General features: G+C 67.7%; 23 protein-coding genes. 14 read left to right on the top strand and 9 right to left on the bottom strand.

From position 1 onward, the window contains the following. On the top strand, nucleotides 1-810 hold an 810-nt coding region (locus tag M8859_RS04865), incomplete at its 5' end, for an AMP-binding protein (RefSeq protein WP_249643919.1). A 74-nt stretch (nucleotides 811-884) separates the two neighbouring features. Here the strand turns inward: M8859_RS04865 and M8859_RS04870 are convergent. Then, nucleotides 885-1,571 carry a cysteine hydrolase family protein gene (locus M8859_RS04870; RefSeq protein WP_159925595.1) on the bottom strand — a complete coding sequence of 229 codons (687 nt, stop codon included), beginning with the start codon at nucleotides 1,569-1,571 and terminating at the stop codon, nucleotides 885-887. Between the two features lie 555 nt (nucleotides 1,572-2,126). On the opposite strand from M8859_RS04870, the gene M8859_RS04875 reads away from it, so the two are divergent. The 3 genes from M8859_RS04875 (at nucleotide 2,127) to fabG (ending at nucleotide 4,716) form a co-directional block, all read left to right on the top strand. After that, nucleotides 2,127-2,378 carry a hypothetical protein gene (locus M8859_RS04875; RefSeq protein ID WP_159925597.1) on the top strand — a complete coding sequence of 84 codons (252 nt, stop codon included), beginning with the start codon at nucleotides 2,127-2,129 and terminating at the stop codon, nucleotides 2,376-2,378. A 381-nt stretch (nucleotides 2,379-2,759) separates the two neighbouring features. After that, nucleotides 2,760-3,923: an acyl-CoA dehydrogenase family protein gene (locus M8859_RS04880; protein ID WP_249643920.1), complete on the top strand. Its 1,164-nt coding sequence runs from the start codon at nucleotides 2,760-2,762 to the stop codon at nucleotides 3,921-3,923. Nucleotides 3,924-3,969: 46 nt separating this feature from the next. Next, entirely contained in the window at nucleotides 3,970-4,716 is a 747-nt protein-coding gene (gene fabG / locus M8859_RS04885) for a 3-oxoacyl-ACP reductase FabG (RefSeq protein ID WP_159925599.1), read from the top strand. A gap of 107 nt (nucleotides 4,717-4,823) precedes the next feature. On the opposite strand, the gene M8859_RS04890 is transcribed toward fabG, so the two are convergent. From M8859_RS04890 to M8859_RS04915, 6 genes are all read right to left on the bottom strand, one after another. Beyond that, on the bottom strand, nucleotides 4,824-4,967 hold the full coding sequence (locus M8859_RS04890) for a hypothetical protein (RefSeq protein ID WP_159925601.1): 144 nt from the start codon (nucleotides 4,965-4,967) through the stop codon (nucleotides 4,824-4,826). Nucleotides 4,968-5,186: 219 nt separating this feature from the next. Next, nucleotides 5,187-6,239 carry a cytochrome d ubiquinol oxidase subunit II gene (locus tag M8859_RS04895; protein ID WP_249643921.1) on the bottom strand — a complete coding sequence of 351 codons (1,053 nt, stop codon included), beginning with the start codon at nucleotides 6,237-6,239 and terminating at the stop codon, nucleotides 5,187-5,189. Between the two features lie 3 nt (nucleotides 6,240-6,242). Then, complete coding sequence (locus M8859_RS04900; protein WP_159925605.1) at nucleotides 6,243-7,664, bottom strand: cytochrome ubiquinol oxidase subunit I; 1,422 nt, start codon at nucleotides 7,662-7,664, stop codon at nucleotides 6,243-6,245. A 269-nt stretch (nucleotides 7,665-7,933) separates the two neighbouring features. Continuing rightward, on the bottom strand, nucleotides 7,934-8,506 hold the full coding sequence (locus M8859_RS04905) for a 3'-5' exonuclease (RefSeq protein ID WP_159925607.1): 573 nt from the start codon (nucleotides 8,504-8,506) through the stop codon (nucleotides 7,934-7,936). Between the two features lie 110 nt (nucleotides 8,507-8,616). Continuing rightward, nucleotides 8,617-9,711 (bottom strand): NAD(P)-dependent alcohol dehydrogenase, encoded by a 1,095-nt coding sequence (locus M8859_RS04910; RefSeq protein WP_195071955.1) that lies wholly within the window; start codon nucleotides 9,709-9,711, stop codon nucleotides 8,617-8,619. A gap of 6 nt (nucleotides 9,712-9,717) precedes the next feature. Further along, complete coding sequence (locus tag M8859_RS04915; RefSeq protein ID WP_159925611.1) at nucleotides 9,718-10,191, bottom strand: DUF4334 domain-containing protein; 474 nt, start codon at nucleotides 10,189-10,191, stop codon at nucleotides 9,718-9,720. Between the two features lie 85 nt (nucleotides 10,192-10,276). On the opposite strand from M8859_RS04915, the gene M8859_RS04920 reads away from it, so the two are divergent. The 3 genes from M8859_RS04920 to M8859_RS04930 all read left to right on the top strand — a co-directional run bounded on the left by M8859_RS04920 (nucleotide 10,277) and on the right by M8859_RS04930 (nucleotide 13,763). Continuing rightward, nucleotides 10,277-10,858: a TetR family transcriptional regulator gene (locus tag M8859_RS04920; RefSeq protein WP_159925613.1), complete on the top strand. Its 582-nt coding sequence runs from the start codon at nucleotides 10,277-10,279 to the stop codon at nucleotides 10,856-10,858. A gap of 168 nt (nucleotides 10,859-11,026) precedes the next feature. After that, nucleotides 11,027-12,970 carry a glycoside hydrolase family 15 protein gene (locus M8859_RS04925; RefSeq protein WP_308221162.1) on the top strand — a complete coding sequence of 648 codons (1,944 nt, stop codon included), beginning with the start codon at nucleotides 11,027-11,029 and terminating at the stop codon, nucleotides 12,968-12,970. A gap of 79 nt (nucleotides 12,971-13,049) precedes the next feature. After that, a complete protein-coding gene (locus M8859_RS04930) occupies nucleotides 13,050-13,763 on the top strand; it encodes an MspA family porin (protein WP_249643922.1) in 714 nt (237 codons plus the stop codon). 455 nt (nucleotides 13,764-14,218) lie between these two features. Here the strand turns inward: M8859_RS04930 and M8859_RS04935 are convergent, their stop codons facing one another. Next, the gene (locus M8859_RS04935; RefSeq protein WP_159925615.1) at nucleotides 14,219-14,680 is read right to left on the bottom strand and encodes a DUF6463 family protein; all 462 of its coding nucleotides are present in this window, start codon (nucleotides 14,678-14,680) and stop codon (nucleotides 14,219-14,221) included. Between the two features lie 95 nt (nucleotides 14,681-14,775). On the opposite strand from M8859_RS04935, the gene M8859_RS04940 reads away from it, so the two are divergent. Both M8859_RS04940 and M8859_RS04945 read left to right on the top strand, forming a co-directional pair. Continuing rightward, nucleotides 14,776-15,384 carry a TetR/AcrR family transcriptional regulator gene (locus M8859_RS04940; protein WP_249643923.1) on the top strand — a complete coding sequence of 203 codons (609 nt, stop codon included), beginning with the start codon at nucleotides 14,776-14,778 and terminating at the stop codon, nucleotides 15,382-15,384. 47 nt (nucleotides 15,385-15,431) lie between these two features. Beyond that, the gene (locus tag M8859_RS04945) at nucleotides 15,432-16,049 is read left to right on the top strand and encodes a DUF1109 domain-containing protein (protein WP_249643924.1); all 618 of its coding nucleotides are present in this window, start codon (nucleotides 15,432-15,434) and stop codon (nucleotides 16,047-16,049) included. A 377-nt stretch (nucleotides 16,050-16,426) separates the two neighbouring features. Here the strand turns inward: M8859_RS04945 and M8859_RS04950 are convergent, their stop codons facing one another. After that, nucleotides 16,427-17,290 (bottom strand): MerR family transcriptional regulator, encoded by an 864-nt coding sequence (locus tag M8859_RS04950; RefSeq protein WP_159925619.1) that lies wholly within the window; start codon nucleotides 17,288-17,290, stop codon nucleotides 16,427-16,429. 313 nt (nucleotides 17,291-17,603) lie between these two features. Here M8859_RS04950 and M8859_RS04955 point away from each other — a divergent pair, with 313 nt between their 5' ends. From M8859_RS04955 to M8859_RS04975, 5 genes are all read left to right on the top strand, one after another. Next, nucleotides 17,604-18,101, top strand: a complete 498-nt coding sequence (locus M8859_RS04955) for a DUF6764 family protein (protein ID WP_195139297.1) — start codon at nucleotides 17,604-17,606, stop codon at nucleotides 18,099-18,101. Between the two features lie 66 nt (nucleotides 18,102-18,167). Further along, nucleotides 18,168-19,286: a polyprenyl synthetase family protein gene (locus M8859_RS04960; protein ID WP_249643925.1), complete on the top strand. Its 1,119-nt coding sequence runs from the start codon at nucleotides 18,168-18,170 to the stop codon at nucleotides 19,284-19,286. A 14-nt stretch (nucleotides 19,287-19,300) separates the two neighbouring features. Then, nucleotides 19,301-20,836 (top strand): phytoene desaturase family protein, encoded by a 1,536-nt coding sequence (crtI, locus tag M8859_RS04965; RefSeq protein ID WP_249643926.1) that lies wholly within the window; start codon nucleotides 19,301-19,303, stop codon nucleotides 20,834-20,836. 16 nt (nucleotides 20,837-20,852) lie between these two features. Then, nucleotides 20,853-21,785 carry a phytoene/squalene synthase family protein gene (locus tag M8859_RS04970; RefSeq protein ID WP_249643927.1) on the top strand — a complete coding sequence of 311 codons (933 nt, stop codon included), beginning with the start codon at nucleotides 20,853-20,855 and terminating at the stop codon, nucleotides 21,783-21,785. Between the two features lie 89 nt (nucleotides 21,786-21,874). Further along, nucleotides 21,875-22,456: a TerD family protein gene (locus M8859_RS04975; RefSeq protein ID WP_159925629.1), complete on the top strand. Its 582-nt coding sequence runs from the start codon at nucleotides 21,875-21,877 to the stop codon at nucleotides 22,454-22,456. Nucleotides 22,457-22,527: the final 71 nt, after the last annotated feature.

Here is a 22,527-nt window from a genome sequence, read left to right on the forward strand (position 1 = left end):
ACCATCCACACCCTCGGCCACCGACTCCACCGCATCCTCACCACCATCGCCACCAACCCCCACACCCCCATCGGCGACATCGACATCCTCGACCACACCGAACGAGAACGAATCACGGCTGTCGGCACACCCTCCTCGCTACCTCCGTCGACGCCGACCGCGGGTACCGCGCTGACCCAGGCGCTGGTGGCCGCGGTCGAGGACGACCCCGATGCCCCCGCCCTCGTCTCCGGCGACGAAGAGCTGTCCTACCACGACCTCGAGACTCGCTCGTCGCGTTTGGCGCGGGTGCTCATCGCGCGGGGTTGCGGACCCGGCGCGGGCGTCGCGGTCCGGCTGGACCGCGGCCTCGAAGCCGTCATCGCCACCTGGGCCGTACTCAAAACCGGCGCAGCCCTGGTCCCGGTCGACGCACTCGACACGCCACTGCCGGACCACCTCGAAATCAAGATCGGCTTGACGCTCAGCGGCACCCGATCCGGCGCCGGGGTCGACTGGCTCTCCCTCGACGATCCCGCCGTCGTCGCCGAGATCGCGGCCGAATCACCGCGACCGGTCACCTACGCGCACCGCACCCACCTGCTACGCGGCAGCGATCCGGCGTTCATCGGAGAACGGGTGCTCAGCTACGACGACCTCGCCACTGCCGCCGCGCAACTGCGCACGCGAGACGAACTCACCTACGAATCCGAAGTCCTGTACCGCGACCCCGGATCCTCCGACACCCTGATCGAACTGGTCGCCGGTGGAACCGTCGGCGCGTCGGTCGTCCTGGGCTCCGACGGTGAAGTGCCGGCCGGCGAGTGGTGACACTCGACCGAGAAAGCGGAAGGGTTCGCATGATGGTCGTGGGGAGGAGCTGACGAGCTGGCTGTGCAGCGGCGCTAGTGGTTCGGCACGGGCATGTGCGGGTCCGACCAGTACGCGGGGTCCCGGCCGTAGTTGGGTGTCCGGTAGGCCAGATCCCACGGAGCACCGGGAGCGATGAGTTCGCGCCAGGGGGCGACTTCGACGTAGAGCACCCGCATGGCGTTCAACGCCGCGAAGTGGAGGGCGGGGCCGTCGGTACCGACCGCGTCCTCAGCGACGGCCATTTCGAAGTTCCGTTCCAACCCGGCACGAACGGTGGCCTCGACGCACACGTTCGTCTGCAGGCCCGCGACGACGAGCCGACGGATGTTCATGCTGCGCAGGATCGGGTCGAGTTCGGTGTAGGCGAAGAAACTGTGCCGGGTCTTGTCGAGCACCAGATCACTCGGCTGCGGTGCCACGGCGTCGATGATCTGCGATCGCCGATGCCGGTCTTCGGCGGACAGCTTCGGTAACAGTTGGGCGCGGGAGCGGCGATGCCGAGCGGAGCGCGGATTGAGTGCCAACGGCCCTGCGGGACTGGGGATCTGACGTGAGTAGATGACCGGGATGCGCGACTCGCGGGCGGATTCAGCGAGGTCACGGCACTCGCCCACCACCTGGTCGAGCCGCCAGATCGGCGGCCAGCCCAGCGCGTCGCGAACGTCTTGAACGAGGTAGCTGTTCTGCAGGTCGATCAGCAAGAGCGCGGTGTCGGACATCGGTTCCCCCAACTGACAAACACGACTGATCCTCGGCCAGGACAGCGTAGGCCTTCGCGACCGCGCTACGCGCCGGTTCGACTGGGCTGCGCTCCGTGGGTCGGCGAAGACGAGGGCCGAGGCCCCAGTCCTGTGCCAGGCAGTTGCGCTGTCGTAGTAGGCAAGCAAGTCGAAGAGGAGGTTCTCTGCGCCGATCGAGCCCTTCGTCGCCGTCGCCGACCCAGAGAGTAGAGGCCCGGCTCGTGCCGCACCCCGGCATGGTAACAGTGGCCCGTATCACATGAATTCAAGTAGATGTGGAGTTTGCTGACGGGTTCCCCGAGCCTATATCCATCTGTTACATTACCGATGCGGAGCCTATACAAAAGCACGTGCGTGCTCCTCGTCCGAACGACAACGTCGTCGCCCCGGACATCCGTCCCGACAATGATGTCGGCAGGTCGACAGCGCCGTCGGCCGCGGAACGGATCAGCCGCCGGCGACCGCTCACGTCGCGCGACCATGGTGGGCGGGCCGCTGACCCGGTTGGACATCGAGCCAGAGGAAAATACCGACATGCCGATCGACCGCTTCAGCGTGTTCGACCTGATCGCCGCGCTCGACATGCGCAATGTCGAAGCCCATCTCACCGACGCTGTCGAGGGCTGCACGGCGTGCGCCACCACTGCCCGCCCGGGTGCAGACTGCCCCGCGGGTCTCGCCGCTCAGATCCGCAACGCGACCTCGTTGGATGCCGCACCGTTCTCGCTGACGCCGATCGAGATCATCGACGAACTTCTCGCGCTGCCCCGGCCGTCCGAGAGCTGAGGTTACGGCGAGGGAGCGTGCGTGAACCGCTCTATCTATCCCGAGACTTTCGCTACCCTCCTGCGTCTGTGACCGGCTGTCCGCGCCGAAGGCTCAGCACTGAGTTCGGACAGGTCCTCGGTGGGCACCATGCGTATGCGTTAGCCGCAGCGTAACTCAGGCCCGGACTTCATCGTGGTCGATGATTCACGCCAGGTATCGAGACACCACCTGCTTCGAATTCGCCCATAGCGGATCGGCCGATCCCCCGGATAGATCTCGACATCCCCGGCATGCCATCTCCTTCGGCGGCGATGCCGTCGATGTGGTCGTTACGCTATCTAACGATATATTGAGCGCACCGGCCGAGCTGCTCGTGAAGGCCGACCGAAGGAGCCGACAGTGTCCGAAGTCAGTGCCGAGGACTTCGCGCCGATCCTGGCGCAGGTTCGTCAGTTCGTCCGGACGAAGGTGGTGCCCCGCGAGTCGGAGATCCTGGCGACCGATGCGATCCCTGACGACCTCCGGCGCCAGGCCACCGACATGGGCCTGTTCGGCTACGCGATCCCGCAACAGTGGGGCGGTCTCGGCCTCGACCTCACCCAAGACGTCGAGTTGGCCATGGAACTCGGCTACACCAGCCTGGCGCTGCGTTCGATGTTCGGCACCAACAACGGCATCGCGGGTCAGGTGCTGGTGACCTATGGCACCGAGGAACAGAAGGAGCAGTGGCTGGAACGCATCGCTTCGGGGGAAGTGGTCGCCTCCTTCGCCCTCACCGAACCCGGCGCGGGCTCCGATCCGGCGGGTCTGCGCACCAAGGCGACCCGTGACGGTGACGACTGGGTGATCGAGGGCCAGAAGCGGTTCATCACCAACGCCCCGCTGGCCGACCTGTTCGTGACCTTCGCCCGTACCCGCGAGCCGGGGCCGGACGGGCCCGGCATCGCGGTGTTCCTGGTGCCCGCCGGCACCGCGGGCGTCACGGTCGGCCCCAAGGACGCGAAGATGGGCCACGAGGGCTCCTGGACCGCCGATGTCACTTTCTCCGAAGTCCGCGTCCCCGCGGATTCGCTCGTCGGTGGCTCCGAGGATGTCGGTTACCGTGCCGCGATGAGCTCACTGTCCCGCGGGCGCGTGCACATCGCCGCCCTGTCGGTCGGCACCGCGCAGCGAGCGCTCGACGAATCCGTCGCCTACGCCGCCACCGCCACCCAGGGTGGGACGGCCATCGGCGACTTCCAACTGGTACAGGCCATGATCGCCGACCAGCAGACCGGTGTGATGGCCGGCCGGGCCCTGGTCCGCGACGCGGCGGCCAAGTACGTCTCCGGCGAGGACCGCCGAATCGCGCCGTCGGTGGCGAAGCTGTTCTGCACCGAGATGGTCGGCCGGGTCGCCGACAACGCGGTCCAGATCCACGGCGGCACCGGCTACATGCGCGAGGTGCCCGTCGAGCACATCTACCGCGACGTTCGCCTCCTGCGCCTGTACGAAGGCACCAGCGAGATCCAGCGGCTCATCATCGGCGGCGGCCTGGTCCGCGCAGCGAAGAAGCGCTCGTGATGCGGCCGTGCGCTACCCCGAACACCGACAACCGTGAGGAAAACGCATGACCGGCCCACTACTCCAAGCCAAGACCGCTGTGATCACCGGGGCCGCTCAGGGGATCGGGTATGCGATCGCCGAGCGATTCGTCGCCGAGGGCGCCCGCGTCGTCGTCGGTGACATCGACGGTGCCGCGGCGGCGGACGCGGCGCAGCGACTCGGCGGCGCGGCCGTCGCGCGCGGCGTGCGCTGCGATGTCACCGTCGCCGACGAGGTGCGGGCGCTGCTCGACGCCGCTGCCGAGTCCTTCTCCCCCGTCGACGTGATGGTCAACAACGCCGGAATCACCCGCGACGCCACCATGCGCAAGATGACCGAGGACCAGTTCGATCAAGTGATCTCGGTACACCTCAAAGGCACCTGGAACGGCACCCGGCTGGCCGGTGCGATCATGCGGGAGCGTGGCGGCGGCGCGATCGTCAACATGTCGTCGCTCTCGGGCAAGATCGGCTTGGCCGGACAGACCAACTACTCCGCCGCCAAGGCGGGCATCGTCGGCCTGTCCAAGGCCGCGGCCAAGGAACTCGCGCATGTGGGCGTGCGGGTCAACGCGATCCAGCCCGGCCTGATCCGCACCGCGATGACCGAGGCACTGCCACAGCAGGTGTGGGATCGGAAGCTGGCCGAAATCCCGCTCGGGCGCGCGGGAGAGGTGAGCGAGATCGCCACCGTCGCACTGTTTCTGGCCTCGGATCTGTCGTCGTACATGACCGGGACGGTGCTCGAGGTGACCGGCGGGCGGTTCATGTGACCGTCCTCGACGCCACGCGCGGGTGACAACGGCTTACCCAGTCCACCACCGAACTCGGCTCTCGTCGCTGGCCGCCCTTTCGACAACGGCCTCCACGCCGGTCCTGGTCAACTCGATGACGTGGTCTGCGTTCGGGGGAACCGGTGGCTCATGACATCCGCCCACCATGCGTTCAGGGAGCTGGACTCGGGCCAGACGATCCGGTCTCGGTCTTCGTCATCGGTGATGGGCCCGTTCACGTCGTCGATCACGATGCAAATCCTTTGCGCCGTCCATCCTTTTGGAAGAGGCACCTCGTGTTCGTGCGGCGCAAGCGATTCGCGATAACTTCGAAGCTGCTGGTCGTCGAGCAATGAGGGTGCCCCGAGGCGTACCGGCACGACCGCGCTGTCGAACCGATACGTGCAGCGGATACCACCGGCGCTCGCAAACAAACCGATCTTTTTGTTGACAGAGGCGGCGACCGGCCGTCAGGCCACGTCGGTGTCCTCCGCATGTTCGGCGGACCCGACAGCGACGGGCTCGTCGCGGACCCAGGCATCGGTCTGGGTGAGCCAGAACAGGTAGGTCAAGGCGGGAAGAACCGTCACAGCGGCGAGGGCGACGACGGCGAGCAGTCCGAGGAGCGTCGCTCGTGCTCCCGCGGCGTCGGCGATGAGCATCTGATCGACCAGGATCCACGGCGTCTGCGCGACCGCCCACCCGATGACGATCGCCGCGACCGCGACCGCCGCGGGCACCCGCGCCCAGCCGAATCGGCGACGGTGGATCAAGGCCAGGGTGAGTACCCCGGCGGCGGCGGAGAGCACGATCAGCGGCAGGGCGCGGCCGAGCAGTTCGGCGCCGAGGGTCGGCGCGTCACGACGGATCGGCGCGATCGCCGCGATCGCGATCGCGCCGGTCACGACGCCGACCAGCAACGTGCGGGAACGCAGGTACTCGGCGAGTGCGTGGTCGCCGGAGCGAGCGGCATCGGCGGTGAGGAAGACACCGGCCAAGAAGGCGGACGTCCCGACGGCCAGAGTGCCACCAAGGATCGAGGTCGGGTTCAGCCACGAGCCCACCACGTCGCCGTACCCCTCGGCGGGCACCCGGCCGGAGGCGATCGCACCGACGGCGGTGCCGAAGAAGAACGGCGTGATGAGCGACGCGCCGGCGAACAAGGCGCCGAACAGGCGCGCTTGACTCAGCGTCGCGGAGTACTTGCGGAACGCGAAGTTGGCCCCGCGCAGCACGATCCCGAGCAGTGCCAGGCTCATCGGGATGAACAGGGTGGTCATGACGGCGGCGAAGACCGTGGGGTAGGCGGTCCAGAGAAACACCAGGATGTAGATCAACCAGACGTGATTGGCTTCCCATACCGGACCGATGCTGTGGTCGATGAGCACCCGCATGCGGCTGCCGTGGCGCGGTCCGCCCGCGGTCAGGTCCCAGAATCCCGAGCCGAAGTCCGCTCCACCGAACAGCGCGTACAGCACCACGCCGGTGAACATCGCCGTCGCGACCACGTCGGAGAGATCCATCGGTCACGGCTTTCCGACGCTGCGGGCACGCTGCGCCTGGTCGACCGGGGACGCTCCGGGTCCGTAGGGAGCGGTGATGGTCGTGGTGCCGCTGCGCCAGCGACGCGCCATGGAACGCAAGACGACGATCGCACCCACCGTCATCCCGAGATAGACCAGCACCACGCTGATGTAGCTCCACCACAGACCGGTACTCGCGCTCGCGGCGTCGGCCGTGCGCAGTACCCGCCACACCGTCCACGGCTGACGGCCCACTTCGGTGGCGATCCAGCCGCATTCCAGAGCGAGAACGGCCAGGGGTCCGGTGGCTGTCGCCGCCCGCAGGAACCAGCGATCGTCCAGCAGGTCGCGGCGCCGCCAGCGCAGCAGCCAGAAGACGATCACCAGCAGCGCGAGCAGGGTGCCAATGCCGACCATGGTCTGGAAAGCGAGATGAGTGATGTTGACCGGCGGCCGGTCGTCGACGGGGACCGTGTCCAGCCCCGGGACCGGGGCCGTCAGCGAGTTGCGGGCGATGATCGAACCCAGGCGTGGGATCTCGAGCGCCCCGCGTACCTCGCCGTCGACGAGCACACCGCCCAGTCGCAGCGGAGCCGGACCTTCGGTGGTGGGGGCCAGTTCGAACGCGGCCAGCTTCGCCGGTTGCGTATCGTGCACCCGCATCCCGAGAACGTGCCCGATGAGCGGTTGTGCGAGTGCGGCGACGGTAGCGAAGACGAAGGGGACGGTGAACCCCAGCCGGTGGTGGGTGTCGCGGCGTCCCCGCAGCAGCCCGGCCGCGTAGACGCCTGCCACGAGGAATCCGACGACCATGAACGCCCCGACCCACATGTGCGCGAATTGGAGGTAGACGCCGTCGTTGAACATCGCTCGCCACGGATCGACATCGGTCACCGAGCCGTCGACGAGCCGGAAGCCGGTCGGGTTGTTCATCCACGCGTTGACGCTGACCACACAGAACGTGCCGACCACCCCCGCGACACCCATCGGGACGAGCATGGCGAGGTGCCTCCGTGGCGGCATGCGGCCCCACCCGTAGAGGTAGATGCCCAGGAAGATCGCCTCGATGAAGAACGAAAGTCCTTCGAAGGCGAACGGCAAGCCGAGCACGTCGCCGTAGCGGCCCATCAGCCCTGGCCACAGCAGCCCCATTTCGAAACTGAGGACCGTTCCGGAGACCGCCCCTATGGCGAACAGGATCGCCGACACCGTGGCCCACCGTTTGGCCAAGCCCAGTGCCACGGGGTCGTCGTGGACGATGCCGCGGCGGTGTACGACGTAGATCATCGCGGGAAACGCCACCCCGAAGCAGGCCAGCACGATGTGCCAGCCCAGCGAGAACGCCATCTGCTGGCGTGCGGGCAGCAGACCGGGCGGTCCTTGCGCCGACGCTTGGTAGAGCGCGGCGAGCGTGCTCGACACCATGCCAGCCCCTCCCACGGTCCCGAGAGCCGCATGCCTGTGCACGCACCCGGCCCTTCCGCGGGTATCCCCCTTTTGCACGGCACCAACCTGGCGATCACCAAGAATCGGACACAAGAGTCGCTGCCATGGACGAACCGGCGCGGGGTAGATCGAAGCCCGGGTGTGGCTGTGCCAGCGGCACGTGTGCCAGCAACGCGCAGGACGCGGCAACTAGTCGTCCCCCGGCGCGGGGGCCGACGTCGCGAGACGCTGATCCGGCTCTTGGCCCGTCAGGATTCCGTAGTAGTGCGCCAGGCGTGGCGTCCGACGATGTCCAGGACCAGAGCGGCGATGTTCCAGGCGTCGTCCGCGCCGCAATGGTGACGGCCCTCCAGCGGCATCCCGGCGATGTGTAGCGCGCCCGCCATCCCCTGACGGCGCTTCAGGCCGTATGCCTCGGAAAAGACCTGCTTGGCGTTCGTATGCCGCCGCCCGAAGGGGTATGCGACACCGGTGGCCGCGCACTGCCTTACGAATTGTTTGCGATCGTAGTCACCCCAGCTGGCCCACGGCCGGATTCCAGCTCGATGCTCGGTCGCCAGCAGGCGGCACGCGTCCGCGAATGCCATGCCGGTGTCGACTTCGGCCTGCGTGAGGCCGGTGAGTTCGGTGCAGAACGCGCCGACCGTGGACCGCGCGGGCCGGACCAAGATCCGGTGCTTGGCGATCCGGTCTCGCGCGTCCAGGTCGACAACGGTCAACCCGATCTCGATGATCTCGCTGACCGCGCCCGCGGGGATCCCACCCTCCCAGCACGTCGCCTCGACATCGACCACATTCAGCAGTCCGGAGAAGCCGTTCACTCGCTGAGCGTAGGAACCGAAGCACGCGGCGTTCAATAGGTTTTCGGCGCCGCGCGAAACAGCGCACCCACCCCGGTCGCGCCGTCGCCGGCGGCCTACGGGGCCGGCCGTCACGCTCCCCAGGTCAGGACGGGTTTGATGACCTTTCCCTCGCGCTGTTGAGCGAGCGCGAGATTGATGTCGGTGTGCGGATACGGGGTGACGAGCCGATCGATGGGAAACCGGCCGGAGGCATACAGGTCCAGCAGGTGCGGGATGAAGGTGGCGGGCACCGCGTCGCCTTCTAGACAACCTCGTATCACCTTGCCGCCCAGAACGATATCGCGCAGGTCGATCTCGGGCACCCCGGTGCCCAGGCCGACCGCGACCACGGTGCCGCCGATCGCCGTTGCGGCGGCCGCAGTGGCAAGAACACTCGCCGAGCCCGTGGTGTCCAGCGCGTGGGTCGACCCGCCGTCGGTCAGCTTCCGGATCGTGGGCACGATGTCGTCGGCCGCCGGATCCAGGGCCGCGGTGGCGCCGAGTTCCCGCGCCAGCGCTCGCCGCGTCGGTGAGGGCTCGACCACGACCAGCTCGGCGACTTCGCACGCCAGTGCCGCCAGCACGCCGACCATTCCGACCGCCCCGGCGCCGTAGACCGCTATGCGGGAATCCCGGTCCGGGCGCAGCACGTTGAGCACCGCGCCAGCGCCGGTGAGGAACCCGCAGCCCAGCGGAGCCGCCACCGCCGGTTCGACCGCGGCATCGATGACCACCGTGTTGTCTGCGCTGGTCAACGCGTAAGCGGCGAAGCTGGACTGGCCGAAGAAGCCGTCCCGCACCGGCGTTCCCGCCACGGTGATCCGGCGGGAGCGGTCGGCCCGGCCGCCGAACTGGTTGAGTTCCGCCGCTCGCACGCAGTATGCCGGGCGCCCCGCCCGGCAGTTCCGGCACGTCCGGCAGTGCCGGAAGGTCAATACGACACGGTCTCCGGGGCGCACACCGGTCACTGCCGCGCCGACCGTCTCCACCACTCCGGCGCCCTCGTGCCCGAGCAGGACGGGACGGTCGGCGCGGCCCGCCGCGCGGGTGACGAGGTCGGTGTGGCAGATACCGGTGGCCTGGACCCGCACCAAGATCTCGTCATCGCGGGGGTCGTCGATCTCGACGGCTTCCACGGTGAACGGCGCGGCGGGATCGCGGGAGAGCACCGCGGTGCAGGTCACCATCGCTCAGACCCGCTCGAGCAGGAAGTAGAAGTACTCGCCGCCGGCAAGCACCAGTTCGGGCCTGCCGTTCATGATGCCCATCAAGGTGTTCTCCTCGAGCCATTTGAAATGATCGAAGACCGGGCGGCCGTCGTAGACCATGGTGGCGGTCACCTCGCCGCGGAATTCGATGTTCCACAACGTCGCCTCCCCGCCGCCGAGTTCGACATCGGAGAACAGCGATCCGTCCTCGGCGCGGCAGATCAACGGCTTGGCATCGAGCAGGCTGTGAAACGTCTTCCCGTACCAGCGACTCGCCGACAGCGCTTTACGCAGCGGGTGCGCCGTCGGGAACGCCGCGCCCTTCCACTCCCCGAGTATGTCTTCGGCGCGCGTCACCGGTAGATCGGCCCACAGCGCATCGAGCTCCGCGGCCGATACCCCGGCCTCTCGGGTGGCGAGATCTCGCCAACCAGTCCCCATAGAGCTCATGTCCATCCTCGTTCCCGGTGCGGTTTCCAGAACCTTTTGGTTCGGAAACTGTATATCCGAACCAAAGGGTTCGGCAATATAGGATGCCGCCATGCGCGCAGCAGGTCAGGCCACCCGCGAACGAATACTCGTCGCGGCCAAAGCGGAGTTCGCCCGGTACGGCATCGCGGGCGCGCGCATCAATCGGATCGCCGACGCGGCCAAAGCGAGCAAAGACCGGCTCTACGCGTATTTCGCCGGCAAGGAGGAGCTCTACGCCGCCGTGACCGAGGCGTGGGTCACCCAGACCACCGACGAGACCGCCCTCGACGCCGCGGACCTCCCCGGTTATGTGGGCAGGCTCTTCGACCATTACGTCGCGCACCCCGACAACGCCCGCCTGCAAGCCTGGGCCGAGATCGAACAGACCCACATCCCCGCCGCCGAAGACGCCATCCGCCGCATCATCGCCGGAAAGCTCGCCGAGATCCACCGCGGACAAGAACAGGGCTTGATCACCGAGGCGTTCGCGCCGATCACACTGATCGTCATGCTGACCGACCTCGCCCGCACCGCGGCCATGCACGCCATCCGCGCCGACCCCCACCGCGTCGCCGAACGCCGCGCCGCCATCGTGCTCGCCGCTCGGCGGCTGGTCAGCCCAGACTTTCCCCGGGCCGAAGACGATCGTTAGTCCGCAGTGCTTGCCGATCCGGCCCACCAGATGGTGGGCTGGTGGAAGCGTCACATCACGCACGCCCCGGCAATGCTCGCAGTGTGGTCGAGAAGGAAGGCGGTCCAGCGCGTAATCGCATGGATGGCCGGCCGGCCGGTAGCCGCCGAGATGACGATGGAGCAGCGCATGGTCGAAATCGAACGCACGCCGCGGCTCACTGCGTTTCCGCGCATCGATGACTACGGGTTCATCTCCGACTGTGAGGTCACCGCCCTCATCGCCCCCAGCGGTGCCATCGAGTGGATGTGCCTGCCCCGCATGGACTCCCCCAGTATCTTCGCGGCCATCCTCGATCGTTCCGCCGGCTCGTTCCGGTTCGGCCCCGCCGATTTCATGGTGCCCACCGATCGTCGCTACATCCCCGGCACGATGGTCATGGAGACGAGTTGGCGCAGCGGTGACGGGTGGGCGACGGTGCGTGACGTGTTGCTGGTGGGCCCTTGGCGGCACCAGACCCCCGGCCGCAGCGCCCACCGGCGAACCCCCACGGACTACGACGCCGAGCACATCCTGCTGCGGACGGTGCACTGCGAGACGGGGCAGATCCAGTTCGGGCTCGATTGCCAACCGGCCTTCGACTACGGCCGGTATCGCGCTCGGTGGGATTATCTGGGCAGTTACCACCTCGCCCAAGCCAGTGCCGACGGGACCGATCTGCAACTGACGTTGAGCACCGACATGCGCTTGGGACTGGAAGGAACGCACGCGGTAGCCCGCACCCTTCTGAAGACTGGCGACACCCGCTTCTGTGCGCTCTCCTGGGGCAGTCGCGACGCCCCTCGCGACGTCGAGGAGGCTGATGAACGGCTGCTGCGGACGGTCCATCACTGGCGGCATTGGCTGGCCGGCGGCCGATTCCCGGACCATCCGTGGACCGCGGAACTCACCCGCAGCGCACTGACACTCAAGGCATTGACCTTCGCCCCCACCGGGGCCGTCGCTGCCGCCGCCACCACGTCGCTGCCGGAAACCCCCGGCGGAAAACGCAATTGGGACTATCGCTACTCGTGGATCCGCGATTCCGCCTTCGCGTTGTGGGGCCTGTACACACTCGGCTTCAGCTGGGAGGCGAACGACTTCTTCTCCTACATCCTCGACTTGACCGAAGAAGCCAGCGACATGCAGATCGTCTACGGCATCGGCGGGGAACCCGATCTCACCGAACAGACCCTCACCCACCTACGCGGCTACGACAACGCGGGACCGGTACGCATCGGCAACGACGCCTACCGGCAACGGCAGCACGATGTGTGGGGCGCCGCACTGGACGCGGTCTACCTCTATGCCCGCCACCAAGATCAGATCGATGCGCGTGCCTGGCCGCTGCTGGGCCGGGCGGTCAAAAGCGCCCTCACCTACTGGCGCGAGCCCGACCATGGCATCTGGGAGGTTCGCGGGCAGCCCCAGCACTTCACCTCCAGCAAAGTCATGTGCTGGGTCGCCGCCGATCGCGGCGCCCGGCTGGCCCGCATCCACCAGGACTTCGAACGCGCGCATCGTTGGCAACAAGCCGCCGACGAGATCCACGCCGACATCTGCGCGCACGCGCTCGACTCTCGGCGGGTGTTCACCCAGTACTACGGCAGCACTGCCTTGGACGCTTCGACCCTGCTCATCCCGCTGGTTCGTTTCCTGCCGCCCGACGACGACCGGGTACGCAACACCGTGCTGGCGATCGCCGACGAGCTGACCGAAGACGGCCTCGTCTTGCGTTACCGCGTCGGTGAGACCGATGACGGGTGCGCCGGAGAGGAAGGCGCTTTCACGATCTGCTCGTTCTGGTTGGTCTCGGCGCTGTCGGAGATCGGCGAGAAGACGCGAGCCAAACAGTTGTGCGAGAAACTGCTCGGCTACGCCAGCCCTCTGGGCCTCTACGCCGAGGAGATAGACCCACGAACCGGCCGCCACTGGGGCAACTATCCGCAGGCGTTCACCCACCTCGCCCTGATCAACGCCGTCATGCACGTCATCCAGGACGAGCAGGCGATACTGCGTCAGGCACTCGGCGGTGAATCGATCGCCCCCCGCCTGGACGACGCACCACTCACCCGGGGGTATATCCACCGCTGACCCGACTTCCCCCGACACCCGGCCGCGGCGCACGCTCCCGCAGCGGGCTGGAGCGGTCGACGGCCGATGCGGTCTGGAATTGGACGCGCTTCGGGTGCCGCAACAGGGAGCCGGTCAGTACTATGGCGACCGACTGTTACCTGTACTAAGGATTCCATTGAAGGGCTCGACGATAGCGATGCTCGGCATCGCTGCGACCGCGACATTCGGCATGACCCCGGCCCCCGCGACCGCTGACCAAATGGCGGACAAATCTCGCGTTGTCGGCACGGAGGACGGCTGGGAGTTACGCGTCAGCAAAACCACGGAAGACGTGCAACGCGTACCCAATCTGGCCGCGACACCGTTCACCCGGGAAGGATTCGTCACGCTCTCGGCGGCGGCGGACATCAGCGGCGAGGGCCGGGAGCCGGTGAACTCCGGGACACTGCAGCTGGGATACCAGATCGGCTGCCAGGTCGACGTGTCCAACGGCTTGACGGTGGGAATTTCCGCGGCGATCGGCCCGAACGCCATGGTGACCGTCGCCCCGACGCCCGGCCTCTCGGTCGGCGGCAGCGCGCTGGCACTGCCGAACATGTCGACGACCATCAAGCCCGGCACCATCAACAGCATCACGCTGGGCACGAAAGCGCTCGCCGGAGCGCACGGTTCGATCTCCGTCGATCAGATACAGATCAAGATCGATGCGTGTGCGGGCGCGGTCAGTCTTCGCTCGTTCGCGATCGTGTCGATTTCGACGGCTACAGCCGACAATTCGGTCGCTGTCTACGGTGATCCGATATGGCTGTGATCCAGACGCGAGGTCGGCGCCGTTGGATCGCACCGACCGGCGTATCGGTGTGGCTCATGATCGCCGCCGCCACCGCCTCCGCCGAACCCATCGTTCCGACCGGCCCGGCGCAGAACTGCGGTGAAACACCCAGCACAGCGACCGCTCCAGGATGCGGTTCCGACAAGCCCGCACCAGGCACGCGAGGCGGTCCTCCCCCACCGCCGGCAACGCTGCCATTGCAGATGCTGGCGCCCCCGCCCGCACGCTCGGCGCCGAGTAGCAACCCGCCCGCCGGTGCACTGGTACCGCCGGCCCCGGGGCCCGGCAGCGGCCGACCGATCGTGCCCGCCCGCTAGCCGTCGAGTCGAGCTGGATCGAAAGGGTGTCGAACGGCGTCGCCGGGCGCCGTGGTCACGGAATTCCTACGCGGTAGCGCGGCGAGCATTCGAGTGAGCCTCGGAAACGAGGGCGGTTCACCTGCCCGAAAGCTCGGCGCGCGAGACACCCGCGCCCGGCGACCGATCACCCTTGCGCGCCGCCAGCACGATGAGCACCCCCGGGATGATTCCGACGAAGAACGGGGAGGGCACGAGAAGGACGCCACACAGCGAACACCATGCCGCGAGACCCCAGCCGATCCCGGCGGGCACCGTGACCCCGCGCCCGGCGAGGTGCCAGGTCAGCAGTCCCAAGAGAATCAACGGCACGGCGAAGCTGCCCGGACCGGCCCAGAAGGTGACCTTGTCCGGCAGGGAATCCGCCGGCTGCCCGGCGTCTTCGTCGGCGAGCGTGAGCGGGACGGCTGCCCATATGCCTCGATCGACCCAGCCGGTGATTTCCTGCCAGGAGGCGAGCGCCGCCAGGATCAGGTGCCCCGTCCCCAGCGTCAGCATGATCCCGCTCGCCCAGCGAAGTGATCGCTTTCCGAAGTTCATCGTGACCTTCCATGTTCGTCCTTCACCCGGAATCCTCGCGAACCCGCCAGGCTGGTTCCCATTGCCGGAGAACTGATTTATACGGTGCCGTACATTTGATCTGTACGGTAACGTATAAAAGCAGCACGATCAATGGAGGTCCCGACATTCCCGCCGTGCCCCGCACCACACGCGCCCGCTGGATCGAGGCGGGCCTCGAAGCGCTTGCCCGAGGAGGGCCCGACGCCGTCCGCGTCGAGACGCTCGCCGCCGAAATCGGCGTGACGAAGGGCGGGTTCTACGGGCACTTCGACGGCCGTCCCGCGTTGCTCTCGGAAATGCTCGACGAGTGGGAACGCCGCTGCACGACAGAGGTCATCGCGCGAGCCGACGCCGAAGGCAGTGATCCCGCCGACCGGATCCGCCGGGCAGGACAGCTGACCTTCGCAGAGGACCTGCACCGGATCGATCTCGCGGTGCGAGCCTGGGCCCGCCACGACGAGTCCGTCGCGACGCGGCTGCGCCGGATCGACAACGAGCGGATGGAGTTCCTGCGCAAGATGTTCCAGACCTTCATCACCGACCCGGACGAGATCGAGGCACGCAGTACGCTGACATTCGCCCTTGCGATCGGCCGCCATTTCATCGTCGCCGACCACCCTGGGTACACCAAACGCGAAGCCATTCAGCTTGCCGGTGAACACCTTTTGCGGCCGCCGCGGTGAACGCCACAGCACGCTGGTCGACCCGACGTAGAGATCGGATCATGCTGATGCGTGAGCAAAAGGGAACTGCCGCGAAGGCGAGTGGTGCGGGCAAGGCGAGCAAACCTCCCGGTCCGATCATCGCGACCGTTGTCGTTGTCGCGCTGGTCGTACTGATCTGCCTCCAGCACGGCTGGTGGCCTTCTCGATTCGGGAGTATGCGGTGGGCCGACCCGCTCCTGTTCGGCGCGGCAGCGCTCGTGGGACTCGCGGGGGCGGGCACAGCTTGGGCGATCCGCACGCTCTACCTCGTGGCACGAGACCGTCGTCGCTCGTGGTGGATTCTTCCGGCTCCGGCTGCCGTGCTGGTCGCGTCGGCGATCGGGCTGCTCGTGCCACCGACCTCGTTCGACGAGGCGCGGCCGGCGTTCGAAGCACTGGCGCAAGAGCTGCTGGCCGGCCCCGAAAGGCACCGCCGCGAGCTGGAGATCGGTCGATTCGATATCTCCTACGCCATTGCGGACGCCAACGGTGCTGTCTGCTTCATCGAGGCCACCGGGTTCGGTCTCACCACCAGCTCCGGCTGGGTCTATTCGCCGAACGGCGAACCTGCCGGGTTCGACGACTTCTCGGCGAAGCCCCTAGGCGGGCCTTGGTATGAGTTCGCCGCGGTCTGGCGAACTTAGAGCCATGGCCGCAAGCCCAGGCAGGACCTCCCGGGCGGGTATTTCTCCTGACTCGAGCGCAGATCGACGCGTTCGTCCAGGACAACGGCTCCGACCGGCTTCATTCTCGGGGCGCACTCGGTGCCCTGTGCCTGGACGAATTCGTCGATGAGGCGGTGCCGCTGTGGCGGTACCGCGGCGTGCTGCCGACCGAATACACCGCTACCACCTGTGAAAACTCGGTCTGGCCGAATGCACTGTCGACGACGACGGCGTCTGCGCACGCTCGAGGTCCCGTGTCGCTCCGGTGTTCCGGCCGAACCGGCGGCCACGGAGCGATTCGGCCGGGACTTGCCGGCGGGCATCGCTTCGACGCGGAGCGAGTCGCGAAACCGTGGTCACGTGAGGTCATGTCGCTCGCCGAGATCCCGCACCGCTTCGATGGCCTCCTCGAGCGAGCTGACGTGCGCCACCTCGGGTGGCAACGCGATCGCGGACCAGCCGGGTCCGGCAACCAGTACCCGCGCGCCGGCCCGCTGCCCGGCACGGATCGTTTCCGGCGTGGCGGTCGCAGGCATCTGGGACCACAGCACGAGCACGCACGACCGGTCGTGGTGCGACAAGGCGGCCCGCAGAGCGGGATCGGGCACCGCCGCGCCCAGCAGCAACGCGACGATGCCCCGCTCCGCCAGCGCGGCTCGCAGCACTTCGAGCGGCAGCACGTGGTCCTCCCCCGCGGGGCACGCCAGGACGATCGGTGGTTGGGAGCGTGGGCGCCGGACCGGCGGGAACATGCGGTGCAGTCCCGCGATCGTCGCCCACGACAGCAGATGTTCCACTTCGATCAGGCCCCGCCCGGCGCTTTGCCCGGTGACGATCGCCTCGAACGCCGGACGGCACAGCCGGTTCCACGTCGCGACGACGCCGTCACGCGCGAGACAGGTGATGAGCACGCTGAGGGCGACATCGGGTTCGAACTCTTCGGCGGCGCCGAGTAGGGCGCTGCGATCCTCCGTTGCCGGATCGGCTTCGGCCAGTGCTCGTCGTGCGGCCGAGGCGGGGGTGACGCCCGTTCGAACGAGTTCGATCATGCGCCGCACCGTCGCGATCTCGGATTCCGAATAGCGGCGATGGACGCCGGGCTGCCATGTCGGCGGGCCGATCCCGTAACGCCGGTTCCAACTGCGCAGCGTCGCGACCGGAACCCCGAGCCTGGCCGCCACGGCGCCCACCGTGAATTCCGCGGATCGGCGCTCAACCATCGCGGGACCGCATCTGCTCGAGATGGTCGCGATCGCGGCCGCGGGACTGCGCGACCGATGGTGGCCGAGGAAGGGGACGTCCATGGCGGAGCATCCTGCGCGGGTTCGGTATCGGCATGTCGTCTGCTCCTCGTCGCGAGCCGGATGTTTCTTCACCGACCGTCGTCAGCGGGCGAAGTCGGCGAACCGCCTCGGCGAGTGGATGCGGTGTCGTGCGGAGCGTCGAATGCTACCCAAGTGATGCGTCGATTTTGCATCATTAGAGGAGTAGTGTGAAGCGCTAGAAGCCCAAAGACCCCAATGGGAGGACGTCATGGATCGACTCACTCGCACGCGATCACTCGGGCTGGTGGCCGGCGTCGGGGCGGCGTCGCTGGGCATACTGCTCGCCGCGCCCACCGCGACTTCCGCTCCGCCTGCGGAATGCCCGTCGCCGGGCCCGGCGACGGCGCGGTCTTCCGGCGGCGGCGCCTCATGCTCGGCAACCAGTGACGCCGGTGGCGCCGCCGCCGCTTACGGCATCGACGGAACCGCTGCCGCCGACGCCGCACCGGCCAGTTTGTCCCTCGCGATCGCGCAGAACGGTGGCACCGCGACCTCGAACTCGACCTATTTGTCCGGCCCGGCCGCGGTCGCCCTCGGCCCCGGCGCGAGCGTCACCACATCCGGCGTGCGACCCGGGTTGTCGATCGGCATCGCAGGCCCGGGAGCCACGGTCGCGGTCACCGGCGTCTCGACGCCCACGTGTAGCGGCGGGTGGGCCTTCGCGGGCGACTTCCAAACGTTGCAGGGCTGTGTTACGAATCGTTAATGCATCGTTATGGACACCATCTCTGGTAGTGAGCTGCGCGCCTCAGGCGCAGGAAAGGGATCGATGATGAGCATCGCGTCGTCCGAATCACCACTGGCCGACTCGGTCGGTGAGATTCCGGCGCTCGATGGCGCGGACTCGTTTCCGGTATGGCGGGAGGCGGTGCGGCGGGCGGTGCTCGACGAGATCGGTGATTTCCTCCTGCGGGCATGCCCGTCCGCGCTGCGTCGCCTCGGTGCGCAAGACATCCTGCTCCAGTACGCGATGGGCGGGAAGTGCCTGCGGTCGACCTTCATGTATCTGGGCTGGCTGTGCGGCGCAGCGGATGACCGGGCGGCCTTGCGGGCAGCGGCCGGTCTGGAGCTGCTTCACGCGTTCGCCCTTCTCCAGGACGATGTCATGGACCAGTCCGAGACGCGCCGAGGCGCTCCGTCCGCGCATGTCCGGTTCGCCGCACTGCACCGCGGCGCCGGTGCGCCCGGTTCCGCCACCAGGTACGGCGAGTCGGCCGCGACACTGCTCGGGGACATGTGCCTGGTGTGGGCCGAGCAGATGCTCCGGGAAAGTGGGCTCCCCGCGGCCGCGCTCGGACCGGTGTGGCCGTACTACGACACCATGCGGCTGGAACTGGCGACAGGGCAGTTCGAGGATCTGCTCAATGACGCCCGCGCCGAGCCACAACTGACCTCGGTACTGGCGATCGCCCGAGCCAAGTCCGGCAATTACACGGTGCGACGGCCCTTGGAGATGGGGGCCGCGATGGCAGGCTGTGATGCGTCCGTGCTCAACGCGCTGGGCCGGTACGGCACCGCGCTCGGTGAGGCATTCCAGTTGCGTGACGACCTTCTCGGCATCTTCGGAGCGCAGGCCGTGACCGGCAAGCCCGCCGACAGCGACCTCGGGGAGCGCACCGCGACCACCGTCGTGGTCCTCGCCCGGGAGATGGCGACCTCGTCGGCCCGGACCGAACTGGCGGAACTGCTGAATCGTCCTCGGCTCGACGCGGCGGACATCGACCGCGCCCGAGAGCTGATCGCCGAATCCGGCGCGCCCGCACGTGCCGAGACGATGATCGCCGAACTGGTGGCTGGAGCGCTGAGCGCACTGGATACCGCCACGTTCACCGCGCCGATGCGCGCCGCCCTCGGCCAGATGGCCACCGCCTGCACCGAACGCGTCGCCTGACAGGAGGCCCACCGATGCGCACCGTCAACGGCGCTACCGACCGGATCGTGATCGTGGGAGCAGGCCTTGCGGGGTTGTCGGCGGCCCTGCACCTGGCAGGCCGATCCCGAGAAGTCATCGTTCTGGAACGCGAATCGGTGCCTGGCGGGCGAGCCGGATACGCGGACCTCGGAGGGTATCGGCTCGACATCGGCCCCACGGTCCTGACCATGCCGGAGCTCGTCGACAGCGTCTTCGCCGCCGCCGGAGCTCGCGCTGCGGATCACTTGACGCTGGCGCCCGTCGAGCCGGCGTACCGGTCGCATTTCGCCGATGGCCGGACGTTGGAGGTGCACACCGACGCCGAACGGATGTACGAGGAAATCCGCCGGTTCGCCGGAGCCGGCGAAGCGGACGGCTATCGCGGTCTGCGGCGGTGGCTGACGCGCCTGTATCGAGCGGAGATGGACCGCTTCATCGCTTCCAATTTCGACTCACCGCTGTCGATGGTCTCCCCCGCCCTGGCTCGGTTGGTCGCGTTGGGCGGTTTCAGGCGATGGGATCGCGCCGTAGCACGACACATCCGCGACCCGGACCTGCGGCGTATCTTCACGTTCCAATCGCTCTACGCGGGCGTCGCGCCCAGCCGGGCGCTGGCCGCCTACGCGGTGATCGCCTACATGGACACCATCGGCGGTGTGTTCTTTCCGCGCGGCGGCATGCGCTCCGTTGCGATCGCGCTCGCCGACGCGGCGACCGCTGCCGGTGTCCGATTCCGCTACGACACCGCCGTGACCGCGCTGGAGAGCACCGGCTCGCGGATCACCGGCGTGTTCACCGGCGACGGTGACCGAATCGCCTGCGACGCTGTCGTGCTGACGACGGAACTGCACGAGGCGTACCAGCTGATCGCGCGCACACCGCGACGTCCGGTTCCGCTGAGTTCCGCCCCATCGGCGGTGATCGCCCATCTCGCGTGTGCGCCCGCGGCCGGGATCCCGCACCACAGCCTGTTGTTCGGGACCGCCTGGGAGGAGTCATTCCACGACATCACCGTCCGCGGGCAGGTGATGCGCGATCCCTCGCTGTTGGTCACACGTCCCACCGCTACCGATCCCTCGCTGGCGCCACCGGAGCGGGATCTGCTCTATGTCCTCGCGCCGGTGCCGAATCTCGAACGGGGCCACATCGATTGGGAGCAGGACGGGCCGGATTACATCGAGCGGATCGTGCAGATCGCGCAGGAACGCCTCGGTACGCGACTCGGCGATGTCGAGATCCTGCGCGTGGACACGCCGGCCGACTGGTCGCGCCGCGGCATGCGCGCCGGAAGCCCTTTCGCACTTGCCCACACATTCACTCAAACCGGTCCGTTCCGGCCCGCCAACATGATCCGCGGCGTCGACAACGTCGTGCTGGCCGGTGGCTCGACAGTGCCAGGGGTGGGAATACCCCCGGTGCTCATCTCCGGTCGGCTTGCCGCGGATCGCATCACCGGCCTACCGCCCGCCCGGCCTCGCCGCGTCGAACCGGTGGGAACAGGGCTCACCAACAGCCGAACTGATCGTTGACGTGATCGGAACCGAGATGACCCGCACAAGACTCGAAAGCACCCGGATCGGCGATTCGCCGCTCCAGCGGTCCTACCGCTGTTGCCGACAGCTCAACGCACGCCACGGGAAAACGTTCTTCTTGGCGACCCGGCTGCTCGCACGTGATCAGCGTCCAGCGGTACACGCCTTGTACGGATTCGCGCGCCGAGCCGACGACATCCTCGACGAGTTCGACCCGCACCGCGAACCCGCGGAAAGAGCCCGGCAACTGGATGCTCTCGCCACGCGTTTCCGTGATCGCGACGCCACCGCCGACGTCGTTCTACCCGCGATTCTCGACACCGCCGACCGCTATGGCATACCGGCAGCCCTGTTCGATGCTTTCCTCGCATCGATGCGGATGGACCTGACCGTGACCGACTACCCGGACCGCGCCGCGCTCGACACCTACGTCTACGGTTCGGCCGAAGTGATCGGATTGCAGTTGCTCCCGGTACTGGGGACCGTCTGCGCCGCCGATGCCGCACCTTACGCCGCCGCACTCGGTAAGGCGTTCCAGCTGACCAACTTCCTGCGCGACGTCGGCGAAGACCTGCTGCGCGATCGGGTATACCTACCCGCCGACGAACTGGCCGCGTTCGGAGTCGACCGGGATCTGCTGCGCTGGTGCCTGGCGCGTCGGCGGACCGAGCCCCGGGTCCGCAAGGCCCTCGCGGCCCAGCACGCGCTCACCCGCGACGTCTACCGCTTCGCCCACGACGGAATCGCCCTGCTGCACCGCCGATCGCGACCCTGCGTCGCGACGGCGGCGACACTGTACGCGGAAATCCTCGACCGCATCGAGGACAGCGATTTCGCCGTGTTCGACTATCGCGCCACCGTGCCGAACCGGCGTCGAGTGCAGGTGGGCGCGACCGGAGTCGTCAAGGCATGGTGGGCACGCCGAGGTTCCATTACGCGCCGGTGATTTCCAGGGGCCGCCGACGTCATCCGGCTCCCCTGACGGGCGAATCGGTTATGGCGGGCGCGACAGGTCGTAATCAGTATCCTGATGGCGTGATAACGCTCAGAAAAGAAGACGGTGCCGCGGACCTGGCGGGGATCATGAAGTTGAGTGTGGGCGTGAGCTGGGATCCGTCCTCCGGCACGAGCGGTGGCGCACTCGGCTGGGCGCGCCGCAAACGCGGTGTGGATCTCGATCTGATCGCCGTGCTCATGCAGGGCAGCGAGCCGGTGCGTTTCGCGGGCCTGGATTCGCTCGACCCGTTCGGCAACGGATCGGTCGCGCACACCGGTGACGAGCAGACCGGCGCCGCCTCCGGGGACGACGAGACCATCCACGTCACCTTCGCCGACGTCCCCTCCGCGATCGACGCCATCGTCTTCGTGGCCGCCGCGTTCAAGAAGGGCAGCTCGTTCGAGAAGGCGAACAACATCTCCTTCAAGATCTACGATGCCACCGGCGGAAACAGCCAGCAGGTCGCCGACATCTGGCCCTCCCTGCTCGGCACCGACAACGCCAATGCGGTAGCCCGCGCCTTCCGTAACGGCGATCAGTGGCAGCTCGAGGTCCTCAACCGCCAAGGCAAGGTCAAGCAAGGCGACATGCAGGCGCTGTTGCGCTTCGCCATGCAGTAGGCAGTCGGCAGTAGCGAGGGGAACCATCGACGTCCTCGAATCGCCCTGATACGCGGATTTCAACACCGCGG

The sequence above is a fragment of the Nocardia sputi genome (genome assembly GCF_023501985.1).